This window comes from Paenarthrobacter nitroguajacolicus, assembly GCF_051027655.1.
In the GTDB taxonomy this organism is placed as follows: domain Bacteria; phylum Actinomycetota; class Actinomycetes; order Actinomycetales; family Micrococcaceae; genus Arthrobacter; species Arthrobacter nitroguajacolicus.
The window spans coordinates 3,563,317-3,578,572 of the sequence record NZ_CP073234.1 but is presented as its reverse complement, the minus strand read 5'-3'; the positions used below and the strand labels follow the sequence as shown (position 1 = coordinate 3,578,572).

Below are 15,256 nucleotides of genomic sequence, written 5' to 3'. Positions count from 1 at the left end.
CGCGCCAGTGCCGTCGTAACAATCGCCCTGACTCAAGCTGGGCAAACCCCTCAGGATTGGAAGCTTAGGCTTGGCTAACCTAAAGTTCTTGCAGGAGATAGTCCCCAACGTCCCCTTCTTCCCCAAGAAAGTAGCCCCCCATGAAGTTCCGCAAGAACGCGCTGGCCGGAATTGCACTCGCCGCCACCGCAGCCCTCGGCCTCGCGGCCTGTGGCTCCAACGCCGGCACCGCACCTGCCGCCTCTGATGCCGCTGCTTCAGGCGAAGGCATCACGGTGTACAACGCCCAGCACGAGAGCCTGACCAAGGAATGGATCGACGCCTTCACCAAGGAGACCGGCATCAAGGTCACCCTTCGACAGGGCTCGGACACTGAGATGTCCAACCAGATCGTCCAAGAGGGCGCAGCTTCCCCGGCCGACGTTTTCCTCACGGAGAACTCACCTGCAATGGCGCAGGTTGAAAACGCGGGTCTCTTCGCAGATGTGGACAAGGCCACCATCGATCAGGTCCCGGCAGAGTTCCGCCCCTCCACGGGTAAGTGGACCGGCATTGCCGCCCGCTCCACTGTTCTGGTCTACGACAAGAACAAGATCAGCGAAGACAAGCTGCCTAAGTCCATGCTTGATCTGGCCAACCCCGAATGGAAGGGCAAGTGGGCTGCTTCGCCCACCGGCGCCGACTACCAGGCGATTGTTGCCGCCTTGCTCGAACTCAAGGGCGAGGCCGCTACGGAAGCCTGGCTCAAGGGCATGAAGGAGAACTTCAAGGCCTACAAGGGCAACGGTACGGCTATGAAGGCGGTCAACGCCGGAGAAGTGGACGCCGCACTGATCTACCACTATTACTACTACGGCGATCAGGCCAAGACCGGCGAGAACTCCAAAAACGTCACGCCGTACTACTTCAAGAACCAGGACCCGGGTGCATTCCTTTCCATCTCCGGCGGCGGTGTCCTGAAGTCCTCCAAGAAGGCGGCTGACGCCCAGGCATTCCTGAAGTTCGTCACGGGCAAGCAGGGCCAGGAGATCCTCAAGAACGGTACGTCGTTCGAGTACGCCATCGCGTCGCAGGTTGATGCGAACCAGAAGCTGGTTCCGATCAAGGATCTGCAGGCGCCTGCCGTTGACCCGGCCAAGCTGAATTCCACCAAGGTCACCGATCTGATGACCAAGGCAGGACTGCTGTAATTCCGTGACCGTTCGGTTCTCGGCTTCCGGCTCGCAGAGTCAGGAAAGCACGACGACGGCGGGTGGGGGCAAGCGCCCCCGCCCGCCTTTCGGCGTGTCCACGGTGTCTTTGCTGGCAGTGCTGATTGCACTGTTTTCGCTGGTGCCCTTGGGTTACGTCGTCTACATGACAGCAGCGACAGGCTGGGACACCGTCGTCGAGCTCATTGTCCGGCCGAGGGTCGGAGAGCTGTTGCTGAACACCATCATGCTGATGGTTCTGACGGTTCCCCTGTGCCTGGTTTTGGGTGTGGGCGGCGCTTGGCTGGTGGAGCGGACCAACCTCCGCGGGCACCGCTGGTGGGCCGTCGCGTTGGCAGCGCCCTTGGCAATCCCGGCGTTTGTGAACAGCTACTCATGGGTGTCCGCGGTTCCTTCGCTGGAGGGGATCTGGTCCGGCGTACTCATCGCCACCCTGTCCTACTTCCCGCTGGTCTACATCCCCGCGGCCGCCACTCTGGGCAGGCTGGACCCGGCAATCGAACAGTCCGCCGCCTCGATGGGTCTTGGCCCGTGGGCCGTGTTTTTCCGTGTGGTGCTGCCGCAACTTCGTATCGCCATGTCCGGCGGGGCTCTGCTGGTGGCGTTGCATCTCTTGGCGGAGTATGGAGCCTTCGCCATGATCCGTTTTGATACCTTCACCACGGCGATCATGGTCCAGTTTCAGTCGACGTTCAACGGCACAGCAGGAAATATGCTGGCCAGCGTCCTGGTATTTCTCTGCCTCATTCTGTTGCTCGCCGAGGTGAAGAGCCGCGGCACCGCCCGCTATGCGCGCATAGGTTCCGGTGCCCAAGCCAAAGCCACCCGAATTCCGCTCGGACACTATCAAGCGCCGGCGCAACTGGGGTTGTTGAGTCTGACCGTCCTGGCTTTCGGGCTTCCTGTGTGGTTTGTGTTGCGTTGGACCGTAGCTGGAGGGCCGGATGTGTGGGCGGCGAACGAGTTCGTCCCGGCGCTCCTGCAAACCCTTATGTACGGGGCAGTAGGCGCTGCAATTACCACGGTGGTGGCCTTCCCCATGGCCTACCTGGCCGTCCGGCACCCCAGCTGGTTCAGCAAAATGCTTGAGCTTTCCAACTACGTGACCAGCTCGCTGCCCGGGATCGTGGTGGGCCTTGCTTTCGTCACCGTTAGCATCCGTGCCATTCCGGGTGTCTACCAAACCGCCGGTGTCCTGATCGCTGCCTACGTGCTGCTTTTTGTTCCGCGGGCTTTGGTCAACCTCCGTTCCGGTCTGGCCCAAGCACCCAAGGAGCTCGACGAAGCCGCCCAGTCCCTGGGTAAGGCGCCGCTGGTGTCATTCTTCAAAGTCACCCTGCGGCTCACTGCCCCTGCCGCTGCCGGGGGAGCTGCACTGGTTTTCCTCGCCATCGTCAATGAACTCACGGCCACGCTCCTGCTCGCGCCAAACGGTACCCGAACCTTGGCAACGGAGTTCTGGAGCAAGACCAGCGAAATCGACTACACCGGCGCGGCACCTTATGCGCTGCTGATGATCCTGCTCTCGGCGCCCATGACGTACCTTCTCTTCCAACAGTCCAAGAAAGTGGCCGGACAGTGACTACTCATTCCTCCCCGGGATTCGCGGCCCCGCGCGTTGCACCCTCTGTTGCACCAACAACGGACACTCACCTCGACATTGCCGGCGTCACCAAGAATTTTGGTCCGCAGACAGTGTTAAGGGGAATTGACCTCTCCGTAGCCAAGGGTGGCACCACGGCCATTGTGGGTCCGTCAGGTTCGGGCAAAACCACGTTGCTCAGGCTCATCGCCGGTTTTGAACATCCCACCACAGGCGCGATCAGCCTGAAGGGGACTCTCGTTGCGGGAAACGGGATCCGGGTTCCCGCGCACAAGCGACACGTGGGCTATGTTGCCCAGGACGGTGCCCTCTTCCCCCATCTTTCCGTGGGGCAGAACATCTCCTTCGGTCTGGACGTTGGAAAGCTCGACGGCGGTCGGCGGGGCGTGCGGGCACGCGTTGAGGAACTGCTCGCCATGGTTTCGCTCGATGCGTCCATGGCAAAGCGCCGCCCCCACCAGTTGTCGGGCGGTCAGCAACAAAGGGTTGCATTGGCAAGGGCCTTGGCCCGGGAGCCCGAGTTGATGCTCCTCGATGAGCCATTTTCAGCCCTCGACGCCGGGCTTCGCGTCGCCACGCGGAGGGCCGTGGCCAAGGTTCTGAACGAAGCAGGCGTGACCACCATCCTGGTCACCCACGACCAAGCCGAGGCGTTGTCCTTCGCGGACCAAGTGGCCATCATGCGTGATGGAACACTGGCCCAAATTGGCAACCCTTTCGTCGTTTACACTCGTCCCGCGGACCGTGCTACCGCGGAGTTCCTCGGGGAAGCTGTCATTCTGGACGCCTGGATGGAAGGCTCCCTGGCCACATGCTCTCTGGGCGGCATCCCCGTCAGGCGCCCGCCCGCACAAGGCAAAGTCCAACTCATGCTGCGACCGGAGCAAATCCGCATCGCCCCGGATGGCCCCATCCGCGGGGTCGTCGTGGACACCGACTACTTTGGCCCGGAAACCACTGTGCGCATCAAGCTCGGTGCTCATGCTGCTCCCGACGGAGGAAGCTCCGGCTATGGACACCGCTACCCAGGCGGCGGCGAAGTCATCACCATCAGGCATTGGAATGCATCCATCACCAAACCTGGAACGGAGCTCTGCCTTCGGGTGGTTGGAGAGGGCGTCGCGTTCCCGGTGAGCGCTTAGCTGTCATATTCGGGGCACGGGGCATAATCCAGTTAGGTTAGGTTTACCTTGTTCAATTTCGGATGTGACTATTCAGCCGGATTTGGCCGGAGTTTCGTTCGCCGCCAACCTGGCCGCGTTCGGAGACCGTCCCGCCATCAGCGTTGGCGACCGCTCAATCAGCTATGGTGAGCTGGCCCAACTCGTCGGGGCGATGTCGCGTTCGTTCGGTCCCGCCCGACGCCTCATTGCCCTTGAGGCAGAGAACACCCTGTCTTCGCTGACCGTCTATCTCGCCGCGATGGCATCCGGACATCCGCTGCTGATCTTGCCCCCGGGCGGTGGCCAAGCTTCCGAAAAGCTCATTGCCGCCTATGATCCCGACATTGTTGCCCGTTCAGCGCACGGCGATTGTGTCCTGGACATCCGGAGGGATGAGACCCGGCACGATTTACACCCTGAGTTGGCGCTTTTGGTCAGCACCTCAGGTTCTACCGGATCACCGAAACTTGTCCGTCTCTCCGGTGCCTCCGTTCAGGCCAACGCGACCGCTATCGCCGAGTACTTGCACCTGCGTCCAAGTGACACCGCAGCCACCACGCTTCCCCTCTCGTACTGCTACGGGATGAGCGTGGTCAACAGCCACTTGCTGGTGGGTGCCTCGATCGCACTGACAGACCTGTCGGTGGTGGACCCTTGTTTTTGGGAACTGGTCCGGTCCCGGCACGTGACGTCGTTCGCCGCCGTGCCTTACACTTTCGATCTTCTTGACCGGGTCGGCTTCGAGCGCATGGACCTTCCGAGCCTGCGTTACATCACTCAGGCCGGAGGCCGTCTGGCACCGGAAAAGGTCCGTTCATTCGCTGAACTGGGCCAAAAACGCGGCTGGGACCTTTTTGTCATGTACGGGCAGACGGAGGCGACGGCGCGGATGGCCTATTTGCCGCCCGACCAGGCGGTAGTCCACCCGCATGCAATCGGAATTCCAGTACCAGGCGGGGCGTTCCGGCTTGAACCCGTTCCGGGGCTCGATGCCAGCGAACTCGTATTCAGCGGCCCCAACGTCATGCTGGGCTATGCGGAGCGACCCGAGGATCTGGCTCTCGGCCGCGAAATTACGGAGCTCCGTACCGGCGACCTTGCTCGTCAAGGCCCGGGCGGCCTCTATGAGATCGTTGGCCGGCGCAGCAGGTTCGTCAAAATCGCAGGACTCCGGATTGATCTGGGACAAGTAGAGCGGATCCTTTCGGACCTTGGCCTTAGCGCCGCCGCTGCCGGTTCGGACGAGATTGTGGCGGCAGCAGTGGAAGGCGACCATGACCTTGCCTTGGTCGCCAAAACACTGGCGCAGGACCTGCGGGTGCCGCGTGCCGCCGTCGAACTTTACTCTGTACCGTCCATTCCGCGGCTGGCCAACGGGAAACCTGACTACCCCGCTATCCTGGCGCTGTCCGTCCGTCCGGAGCCGGCCCCGCCGGAAGACGTTCTGCACGCCGACGACGACAATTCGCCCGCGACGACGGATTCTGTGCGGAAAATCTTCGCGGATGCCGTGGAGCGCCAGGACGTTGCTATCACGGACAGTTTCGTTTCCCTGGGTGGAGACTCGCTATCTTACGTAGCGGTGTCGGTGCGGCTGGAGAAGGTTCTTGGCCGGATTCCACAAGGATGGCACACGATGCCCATCTGTGAGCTCGTTCCCGCGCCGGACTCAGCACCGTCGGGAGACTTGGGGAAAGCGGGAGCTCCGGGCTCGGTTGGCCGTGCCGTGCAGAAGTGGCAAAGCAAGCTGCTCGCGAGCATGGAAACAGGGATCGTTCTCCGTGCTGTGGCCATCGTGTTCATCGTGGCCACGCACATCGACTTTTTCTCTTGGGAAGGCACCGCGCACGTTCTCATGGCCTTGGCCGGCTACAACTTTGCGCGTTTCCAGCTCACGGGGTCCAGGCGCGAGCGGCTTAGACGGCAATTGCGGGCTGTCGCGCGGATAGTGGTGCCCAGCATCGCAGTGATCGGCCTCGCGTTCGTCGTCACCGACGACTATCGCTGGCACAACGTCTTCTTACTGAATTCCTTGGTGGGTCCGCCAGGGTGGACTGACCTGTCGCGTTTTTGGTTCGTTGAGGTGCTGGTCCACATCCTGCTCGGCTTGGCGATCCTCCTGACCATTCCCGGCGTTGACAGGGCGCTGCGCAGATGGCCATGGGCCTTTCCACTGGTCCTGGCAGGCATTGATCTCTTGCAGCGCTTTGATGTCGTTCAACTGCCCTACCCGGGGCAGGGACCTGTACTGTGGCTCTTCGCCTTCGGTTGGGCGGCGGCGGTGTCCCGGCGATGGTGGCAACGAGCTGCCATGACGGCCCTGGCCCTGTTGACGATTCCCGGATCCTTCCCAGACGAATACCGTAGCGCCACCATCCTGGTGGGTTTCCTCATTCTGCTGTGGATCCCTACGTTGCCCGTTCCCCGCGGCCTTCATCGCATCACGTCTCTGCTCGCGAGTTCTTCCCTGTATATCTACGTCACTCACTGGCTTGTGTATCCGTACTTCGATGAGTTCAGCAAAGGCTTGGCTGTGGCGGCATCCCTGGCGGCAGGAGTGGTGTACTGGGCCTTGGCAACCCGCGCGATGGGCAACGCCGAACGGTGGCTACGGGCCCGCAGTTGTGCTCGGCGTAATGTTCAGAGAATTACGTCATGAACACTGGCTGGTGTGTTGGTCACCGGCCGGGCGCCTGCGTGTGCGCGGCCTTGGCTCTCTGCTCCCGGAGCCAGCGCCGTCGTTTTACCGCGAGCCGGAACGCGTAAACGGACATCACTAGCCCGCCGGTGCCCACCCCGAACCCGAGCAGGATCAACTTCAGCTCCCCGCCGGACGCTATGACGAAGAAACTCACCGCAAGCATGCCGACGGATATGAGTGTGAGGAAGACCGCCAAAGCTGTGATGAGTCCAGGGCTCTGGACGGGCGTGATGGCGTCCATGGAATACCCCTCCGGCACACCGCCGGGGCCGTACTGCTCCTCGTACTGGCGCACGTTAAAGCTGCTGGGGTCATAGAGGGTTCCGTCGGGCCTGCGAAACTTCTTGTCTTGGCTGAACATCACTCGAATCCTATCCGGACGGTAGTGCCGATGGCTTTGAGGCCCGTGCCGCGTCCGTAGGCTGGTGACATGGGGAACCACCAACGCCCCGTAGACGCTGTACGTGATGAGATCTTTCGTTGTGTGGCGGGAACGTATCATTCTCCGATGTAGGAACGGCCGAGTCGGCCCCATGCTGTCGACCAGCTAGCGTGAGTCCTGCGCCACGGACGGATGCTGTTTTTCCCAGCCGCGGGACGATGAGGGTGATGGCTCCTGCAGCACCTTCATGGGCGGCGAGGCCATCTCCGGGTAGGGCAGAGGTCCACTGCATGGCCACGGGTCGAAGCGTGGAACTTTTCTCGCCATAAGGGCGGCGGACCCGGATAAGATCTGGTGTGCAGCCTGTTCAGTTGAACCGGAGTTGCATCTGCACTGATTTCAACTGGGGGGATCCTTGAGTCTTTCGACATCTCTATCTACACTTCGAAAATTCTGCATACTGCTGATTTCGTCTGTTTTTATTATTACTGGTATCAATCCGGCTAACGCCTCCGAGTCGAATTACGGGACGTTGTCCGGGCAGATTATTGCGCCGGGAGATATTGACTACACTGAGTTAAATCTCTATGCTTATTCGGACCATAATACCATTGCCACTGCAAGCCCACGATTTGATGGATCGTTTACATTCCTAACGCTGACGCCTGGTGTGTATAAGCTACATATTGGTTCTTATGCCAAGCAGATTATGCCCCAGTACTATACAACTTTGCAATCCGGTCAGTTCCCCGAAAACATTTCCATTAAGGCGGGCGTGGATTCAACAATAGGGCAATACCGGCTTGCTCAAGGTGCGCATGTAAAGGGCAGTGTTACTCTCCCGCCCGGAGTGGACGGGTCGAAGGTCTTCCTATCCGTCCAGTCCGTTGAGGGTGCCAACATGTATGGCTATGAATACGAAAAGAACCTGAATTCTGACGGAACTTATAGTCTTCAGCACGTTTATCCGGGGCAGTACTGGATCAGGTTTGAAAGCAGGGATGGTGGCGTCGTCGGTGAACCTTACCCAGACAGTGCTTCCTGGAGGTCGGAGCCCGTGAGCCTTGCCGAATCCGAAGTCGTGCAGGCTGACGCCACTCTGGACGCGCCAGCTGTTCTCAAGGGAAAGATTATTGCTCCCTCGGGTGTAGATGTGTCGCGATTCTACGCGCAGGCCCACCGCATCGGTGAAATAGGAGTTACGGCCACAGGCTATGTCGCAAAAGACGGCAATTACACCATCGGTGGATTGCGATCTGGAACGTACGAAGTGAGGTTCACGGACCACGACAGGATGAACCACATTGTCGATCGATGGTATGGGGGCGATGGGCGACGAGCATCGGCCGAGCCGTTGATTGTCACTGCTGGGGAGACTGTCGGCCTCCGGGACTCCACCTTGGAAATGGGCGGGAGTATTAGGGGAACCGTCTCGAGTTCAAGAATACAAGCATATGACAGAGTTGCCGTGAATGTTTTGTCAACTGACGGCTCGGTTGTTTTCTCTGAAAATGCAGATCAGAATGGTATTTTCATATTGGGAGGCATATCGCCTGGAAGCTACAAAGTCTCATTTGATGAGTCCACTCCCACCGAATTTGAAAAGCAATACTATCCGAAGCTCCCGGAATCAAAAGGACTCCAGGCGGCCGGAGAAGTAACTGTCGTAGCAGGTTCATATACGTCCAATATCGATGCAAAACTTCTTGAGGGAGCCTCCTTGACAGGACAACTTCTGGACAGAACAGGGCTACCGTTTACTGATGTCCTCATCGAAGCAGCGCATAAAGATGGTGCCCTTGTTACACGTACGGCGACTACCGACAATCAGGGAAGATTTAGCATTTCCGGGCTTTCGTCAGGCGAATACGTCGTCTCTGCAAAGCCCGTAGCCGATGATCCGCTCTACTTCCCGGGTACCACATCTTCGGGAGAGGCCACTACTGTTGAGACGACCTCTGGGCAGCCAAAAGACCTAGGCGTCTTGTCTTACCAGAAGAAAGTTATTCCCGCTCCAGTTACATTCAAGGATGAGAAAGGTACCGAGGACGGCTTCTATGTCATCCCCTCTACCACCGGCGTGGAGTACTTGGTCAGCGGGAATGTCGTCGCTACTGGGACGTACGCGGGTTCCGGAACGGTGACGGTCACTGCGCAGGCGTTGCCGGCTTATGTGCTCGCTGCCGGTGCAGAGACGGAGTGGGCGCATGAGTTCAAGGCAACCCCGTTCGTCGTGACCCCAGCCGCCGTGACGTTCACGGATGTTGACGGCACGAAGGACGACACCTACACGATTCCAGCAACGGCCGGGGTTGAGTACTTGGTTGAAGGGAATGTTGTCCCTGCAGGGACGTACCCGGGTTCCGGAACAGTGACAGTGACCGCCAAGGCACTGACGGATTATGTGCTGGCTGAGGGCGCGACTTCTGAGTGGGCGCACGAGTTCAAGGCGACCCCGTTCGTGGCGACCCCCGCCCCCGTGGTGTTCACGGATGTTGATGGCACGAAGGACGACACCTACACGGTCCCGGCAACGGCCGGGGTTGAGTACCTGGTCGGCGGAAACATTGTCGCTGCAGGGACGTACCCGGGTTCCGGAACAGTGATAGTGACCGCCAAGGCACTGACGGATTATGTGCTGGCTGAGGGCGCGACTTCTGAGTGGGCGCACGAGTTCAAGGCGACCCCGTTCGTGGTGACCCCCGCCCCGGTGACGTTCACGGATGTTGATGGGACGAAGGACGACACCTACACGGTCCCGGCAACGGCCGGGGTTGAGTACCTGGTCGGCGGGAACGTCGTTGCGGCCGGGACGTACCCGGGCTCAGGAAAAGTGACCGTAACCGCGAAAGCGGTAACGGATTATGTGCTCGCCGAGGGTGCAACATCTGAGTGGGCGCACGAGTTCAAAGCGACCCCGTTCGTCGTGACCCCCGCTCCCGTGCTGTTCACGGACATGCATGGCACAAAGGACGACACGTACACGATCCCGGCAACGGCCGGCGTGGAGTACCTGGTCGGCGGAAACGTCGTCGCGGCCGGAACCTACCCGGGCTCAGGAACAGTGACCGTAACCGCCAAAGCAGTAACGGATTATGTTCTCGCCGAGGGAGCAACATCCGAGTGGTCGCAGGTCTTCAAGGCAACCCCGGCCCCTGTAGTGTTCGCGGATCTTCCCGTTGGCGCCCAGTTCTTCGACGAGATCTCGTGGTTGGCTTCCCAGGGCATCTCCACTGGCTGGACGGAGGCCGACGGTTCCAAGTCGTTCCGTCCGGTCCAGGCCGTGAACAGGGATGCGATGGCTGCGTTCATGTACCGGCTTGCGGGTTCACCCGAATTCAGCGCTCCGGCGGTGTCTCCGTTCGCGGACATCACACCCAGCACGCAGTTCTACAAGGAAATCACGTGGTTGGCTTCCCAAGGGATCTCGACCGGTTGGATCGAAGCGGATGGTTCCAAGACGTTCCGGCCGGTGCAACCGGTGAACCGCGACGCGATGGCTGCGTTCATGTACCGCTTTGCCGGGAAACCCGCGTTCGTGGATTCTCAGGTCTTCGTTGACGTTCCGATGGGCGCTCAGTTCCTCGCGGAAATCAGTTGGTTGGCTGGAGCCGGGATCTCCACGGGCTGGACGGCTGCGGACGGTTCCAGGACGTTCCGGCCGCTGGTGCCAGTGAACCGCGACGCCATGGCAGCGTTCATGTACAGGTACCACCAGAAGTACATGAACGGATAAGCGGCGGTAGCCGTCTCTTCGCATGACAAGAACGACGCCGGAGGTCAGGTTGGATTTCAACCTCACCTCCGGCGTCGTTGTCTTAGGGTCAAACTAGCGCGTCATTGTGTAGGCGACTTCGGCGTCAATCCATGAGCCCGCGCCGGTGGTGTCGTTGGCGCGGACCAGGATTGTCCGTGTCCTGCTATTGCCCGGCTCCGTGGCCCGCCAATCAAGGTAGAAGGCTCGATACTGCCACTTCTCACCGATATCCAGGACGTTGTTGGCGTTCGAGTCGCCGCCTGTGTACGCATAGAAGTCGCTGGCTGGGTCCTCTTTGTCCGTAAGTGTCTTCAAAGGCGTTGTGTTAGACGCCGTAGTTTTGGTGATCTCGAAGGTGACAACGGAGTATGGGGTTCCGCGGTCCGATGTGGCTACGTACGTGGACTGCAAATTTCCCACAGCAAGCGACGGAGCCGGCACCGCGTAAGCGCGCAGGGACCCCGACACATCCTTTGTGCTTCCGTCGTTATACGTAACCCGAATCGAAAACTGGACAGTCTCGACGGTTTTCGGCGACCACGTCAGGGTCGCCGGAATTGTGGGCTGGCCGGCAGACAGTACTGTGTTGGGCAGCGGGCTTGAGATCCATTGGACCGAGGCGACATCGCCGCCGTCCTCGACCAAAACTGCTTGCCCGCTCTGTCCGACGCGAACCGGCACTTGCGGAAGCGTTATGCCCGGGCCGGGTGGGCTAGTCGGCGTCGGTGTGTTAGTCGGTGTCGGCGTCGGCGTGGGGTTTGTCGGCGGGGGCTGGATGACGGTGGTTCCTTGGCAGGGGTTTGCAGTGAACAGCGGCCATGACTTGGTCACGGTGGCTTCCCACTCGCCCAAGTCGAAGCCCATAATCTCGATGCCTGCCGTCACGCCGAGCCGGCCTTCGACGCCAAGTTCCAAGGGGCAGGTCCAGCTGAGTTGTTGCCCGCTTGCCGCGGTAACGGTGATGGTGGTGGTCGCGTACGGTCCCATTCCGAACGTGATTCCCGCGACGCCGTAAAGCTTGATCGTGGCATCAAAATCCAGTGACGCCCTCACGGTAAGAGACGCCGATGCCTTGTATTGATTCTGGATCCCGGCAGTGGAGGGCTTGTCATTGACCAGGTTGAACGAGCCGTTTTTGTATTTGAAACCGTGACCGCTGGAAACAGTCTGCGACGAGGAGAAAACCACCTGCGCATCCCCGTCCAGGGCGAAGTTCGCATTCATCTCCGCATCGGCGGTCACTGCCACGGGGACCGGTCCAACCCAGAACGTGAACCAGGCATTGAGTTCACCAAGCTTTGACGTCACCTGACCCTTCAATGACCCCTCGGCCGTGACGGAATGCTCGGCCTTCACCGACGGCGTCACCACAACCGAGGCTTCCTTCAACTGCAGGAAGCCGACGTCCAAGGTCATCTTCGCCGTGGCCTTCGCCGTCACCGACGACTTCAAAGTCACTGAGCCATTACCGGTCAAGGGTGCGTCGGGTTTGCCGAACTCACCCTTGACGGTCTTCTTGAACGTCATCGACTTGTTGAACACATCCGCCGAAGTCTCCGCGAACGGTTGGGCCATGTCCGGCCGGGTTGCGGTCGGGGCCGCGTTGGGTTCAACGACGACGTCGGGTTCGGGGATGAACTCTGACCTCACCGGGGTGCCGGCTACTTCGAGCAGCCCGCCGGTGGAGACCACGGCTTCGGGGAGAGTGGCTGGTTTGGTTTTGACTAGGGTGTTTCCGCCCGGGTCGCGGGCTACCTGGACGACCCGGACCAGGAGCCCGTCCGGGGTTCCGGTGGTGACACCGGAGACCAGCACGTCATTGGGTTTGATCTCCAACGCCTGATCCGAAGGAAGCACCACAGTGTCAGCGCTCACCAGCGCGGTTTCCAGTTGGGCTGGTTCAAGGACCTCGACGTCGGGGGCCACCGTGACCGTTCCCGCCGCTGGGTTCCCCGGGTCAGCAGGTGCTTTCTGGCCCGCGTACCGGTACAGGAACGCAGCCATCGCATCACGGGCGATACCGTTCAACGGCCGGTACTCACGCACCCCGTTACCGGCATCCCAGCCGGTGGAAATGCCCGACGCCGCCAACCACGTGATCTCCGCATAGAACCCGCCACCAGCCGGCACATCCACGAACGGCGACACCGGCGGGGCCGTGAACGCTGGCTTGTCCGCGTACCGGTACAAGAACGCGGCCATCGCATCACGGGCGATCGGGGACAACGGCCGGTACTCACGCTTCCCGATACCGGTATCCCATCCCGTGGAGATGCCCTCCGCAGCCAGCCAGGTGATCTCTTTATAGAACGCAGCCCCGGCCGGGACGTCCGTGAACGGAGATACCGCAGGTGCCGTGAACGCCGGTGATCCGGCATGACGGTACAGGAACGCCGCCATCGCATCCCGGGCAATGGACTCCAACGGACGATACTGCCGCACCCCGCCACCGGCATCCCAACCCGTGGAAATACCCGAGGCGGCCAACCACGAAATCTCCGTAGCGAACTGCGAGGACTCAGGCACATCAGAGAACGTCACCACGTTCTCCACCACCGGATCCGCAGCCACCGCCGCCGGCAACACCAACAACCCCGGCGCCACCACCACCAACACCACAGCAATCAACCACGCCACACCACGACGAAACACCGCAACCCCCACACACCGGCGACACCCAGAAAACACTCAGAAAGCTAACTAAATGGCATCCCTCGCAGGCGAAGCAACAGAAAGCGCTCAAAAGTCGCGGACATTGCTCAATATGGCGGCGAGGTGGCGCTCCGGTAGGGACTGATGCCACAGAAAGCGCCAAACACAAGTCCAAATAATAAGTAACCTGTCTATAGTGGTGGCAAGACCCAGTAGGAGGTTGCGGAGACATGTACCGGCGATTGAAAGTGGCCATTCTGACGGCGACTGTCATTTTGCTAACGGGCTGCGGAATCAGCGTCCCGGCTGACCCTCAGGGCACACTCGACCGGGTTAGCGGTGACGTGCTCAGAGTAGGCGCAAGTCCCAACGGCGACTGGGTGAAGCTCCCACCTTCCGGGGAGCCCACCGGGACCGAAGCCGAACTAGTGCGGAGGTTCGCCGCACAACTGGATGCCAGGGTGGAGTGGAGCACGGGCGCCGAACATATCCTGGCCGAACGCGTAGAGCACGGCGAACTTGACCTCATAATCGGTGGCTTGCGTGAAGACACGCCATGGGAAAAGCACACAGCGCTGACGAAGCCCTACGCCGAATCCGTGGACGACACAGGGAAAAAGCACAAACATGTAATGCTGGTCGCCAAAGGCGAGAACGGCTTCCTCTTAACACTGGATACGTTCCTCAAAGAGTCGGAGGGCACCAAGTGAAAGCCACCCAAAGCCGGCCCGGCAGCGCTACCTCCCGTTTCGGCCATACCGAACTGCCTGAGGAGCAGCACCAAGCGCTACGCAAAGCGATCCGCTTCGAGTGGATCACCGTGGCATTCCTGGCAGTTTCGACCGCCATGATCTATCTCCTGCTGGGAAACTCACAAGCTATGAAGGCTGCGTGGCTCGAAGACGTCCTTTCGTTCCTCCCGCCTCTGTCTTTCCTGATTGCCGCCCGCGTGATCCGCAAGCGCCCCACCGAGGAGCATCCTTACGGTTATCACCGTGCCGTTGGCGTTGCCCACGTCGTAGCGGCCGTCGCCTTGTCCGTCATGGGCGCCTACTTGATTGTTGATTCCGGCATCAGCCTTTTGACGGCAGAACACCCCACAATCGGTGGGTTCGACTTCTTCGGCCAGACGATTTGGCTCGGCTGGGTCATGATCATCGCGATGCTCCTGACAGCAGGCCCGCCGGTTTACTTGGGCCACAAGAAGATGAAACTGGCGAAGACCTTGCACGACAAGGTCCTCTATGCGGACGCCGACATGAACAAAGCAGACTGGCAGACCGCCGTCGCCGCTGCTGCAGGCATTGCGGGCATCGGTATCGGTTGGTGGTGGGCGGACGCAGCCGCCGCGCTGATCATCTCCGCGAGCATTCTGCACGACGGCATACGCAACACCAAGGCAGCCATCACTGCCCTCATGGACAAACGCGCCAGAACGTACGACGACGCCAAGCCCCACCCCTTGGACGATGAAATTGACGGCTACCTCAGCGGACTCGACTGGGTCGAAGCGGCAAAATCCCGGATCAGGGACGAAGGGCACGTCTTTCACATCGAAACGTTCGTTGTCCCGTTAGGGGACATGCCCACCTTGGAGCAGCTGGAAACAGCCCGCCGAGCATGTGTTGATCTGGACTGGAAGGCGAAGGACATGGTCCTGGTTCCCGTTTCCACCCTGCCCGCAGAATTCCTGCCCGGCCTTTCAGGAGAGCACTGAACCTTCTTGTACAAGGCCGGTGCGCCGGAGAGTCAGACCCGTGCTATTTCTTATACGGCGGGCCTGTCGA

Annotated in this window: 9 protein-coding genes; 7 read left to right on the top strand and 2 right to left on the bottom strand. The window is 60.4% G+C overall.

Going from position 1 to position 15,256, the window contains the following annotated elements; translation table 11 throughout:
- Positions 1-140: 140 nt before the first annotated feature.
- The 4 genes from KCX59_RS16875 (at position 141) to KCX59_RS16860 (ending at position 6,636) form a co-directional block, all read left to right on the top strand.
- Entirely contained in the window at positions 141-1,190 is a 1,050-nt protein-coding gene (locus KCX59_RS16875) for an iron ABC transporter substrate-binding protein (protein ID WP_179019509.1), read from the top strand.
- 4 nt (positions 1,191-1,194) lie between these two features.
- Positions 1,195-2,793, top strand: a complete 1,599-nt coding sequence (locus KCX59_RS16870; RefSeq protein WP_179019511.1) for an ABC transporter permease — start codon at positions 1,195-1,197, stop codon at positions 2,791-2,793.
- Positions 2,790-3,956, top strand: coding sequence for an ABC transporter ATP-binding protein (locus KCX59_RS16865; RefSeq protein ID WP_178997447.1), 1,167 nt, complete (start codon positions 2,790-2,792; stop codon positions 3,954-3,956). Before KCX59_RS16870 ends, KCX59_RS16865 begins: the two co-directional genes overlap by 4 nt.
- 64 nt (positions 3,957-4,020) lie before the next feature.
- Complete coding sequence (locus KCX59_RS16860) at positions 4,021-6,636, top strand: AMP-binding protein (protein ID WP_179019513.1); 2,616 nt, start codon at positions 4,021-4,023, stop codon at positions 6,634-6,636.
- Between the two features lie 19 nt (positions 6,637-6,655).
- Here the strand turns inward: KCX59_RS16860 and KCX59_RS16855 are convergent, their stop codons facing one another.
- Complete coding sequence (locus KCX59_RS16855) at positions 6,656-7,042, bottom strand: hypothetical protein (RefSeq protein WP_434122495.1); 387 nt, start codon at positions 7,040-7,042, stop codon at positions 6,656-6,658.
- A 1,738-nt stretch (positions 7,043-8,780) separates the two neighbouring features.
- Here KCX59_RS16855 and KCX59_RS16850 point away from each other — a divergent pair.
- Positions 8,781-10,796, top strand: a complete 2,016-nt coding sequence (locus tag KCX59_RS16850) for an S-layer homology domain-containing protein (RefSeq protein WP_179019517.1) — start codon at positions 8,781-8,783, stop codon at positions 10,794-10,796.
- A gap of 93 nt (positions 10,797-10,889) precedes the next feature.
- On the opposite strand, the gene KCX59_RS16845 is transcribed toward KCX59_RS16850, so the two are convergent.
- Positions 10,890-13,469: an S-layer homology domain-containing protein gene (locus KCX59_RS16845; protein WP_370629248.1), complete on the bottom strand. Its 2,580-nt coding sequence runs from the start codon at positions 13,467-13,469 to the stop codon at positions 10,890-10,892.
- Between the two features lie 230 nt (positions 13,470-13,699).
- Here KCX59_RS16845 and KCX59_RS16840 point away from each other — a divergent pair, with 230 nt between their 5' ends.
- Positions 13,700-14,179, top strand: a complete 480-nt coding sequence (locus KCX59_RS16840) for a transporter substrate-binding domain-containing protein (RefSeq protein WP_179019518.1) — start codon at positions 13,700-13,702, stop codon at positions 14,177-14,179.
- Positions 14,176-15,186 (top strand): cation transporter, encoded by a 1,011-nt coding sequence (locus KCX59_RS16835; RefSeq protein ID WP_179019520.1) that lies wholly within the window; start codon positions 14,176-14,178, stop codon positions 15,184-15,186. The genes KCX59_RS16840 and KCX59_RS16835 overlap by 4 nt, the downstream gene beginning before the upstream one ends.
- The last annotated feature ends 70 nt before the right edge of the window (positions 15,187-15,256 follow it).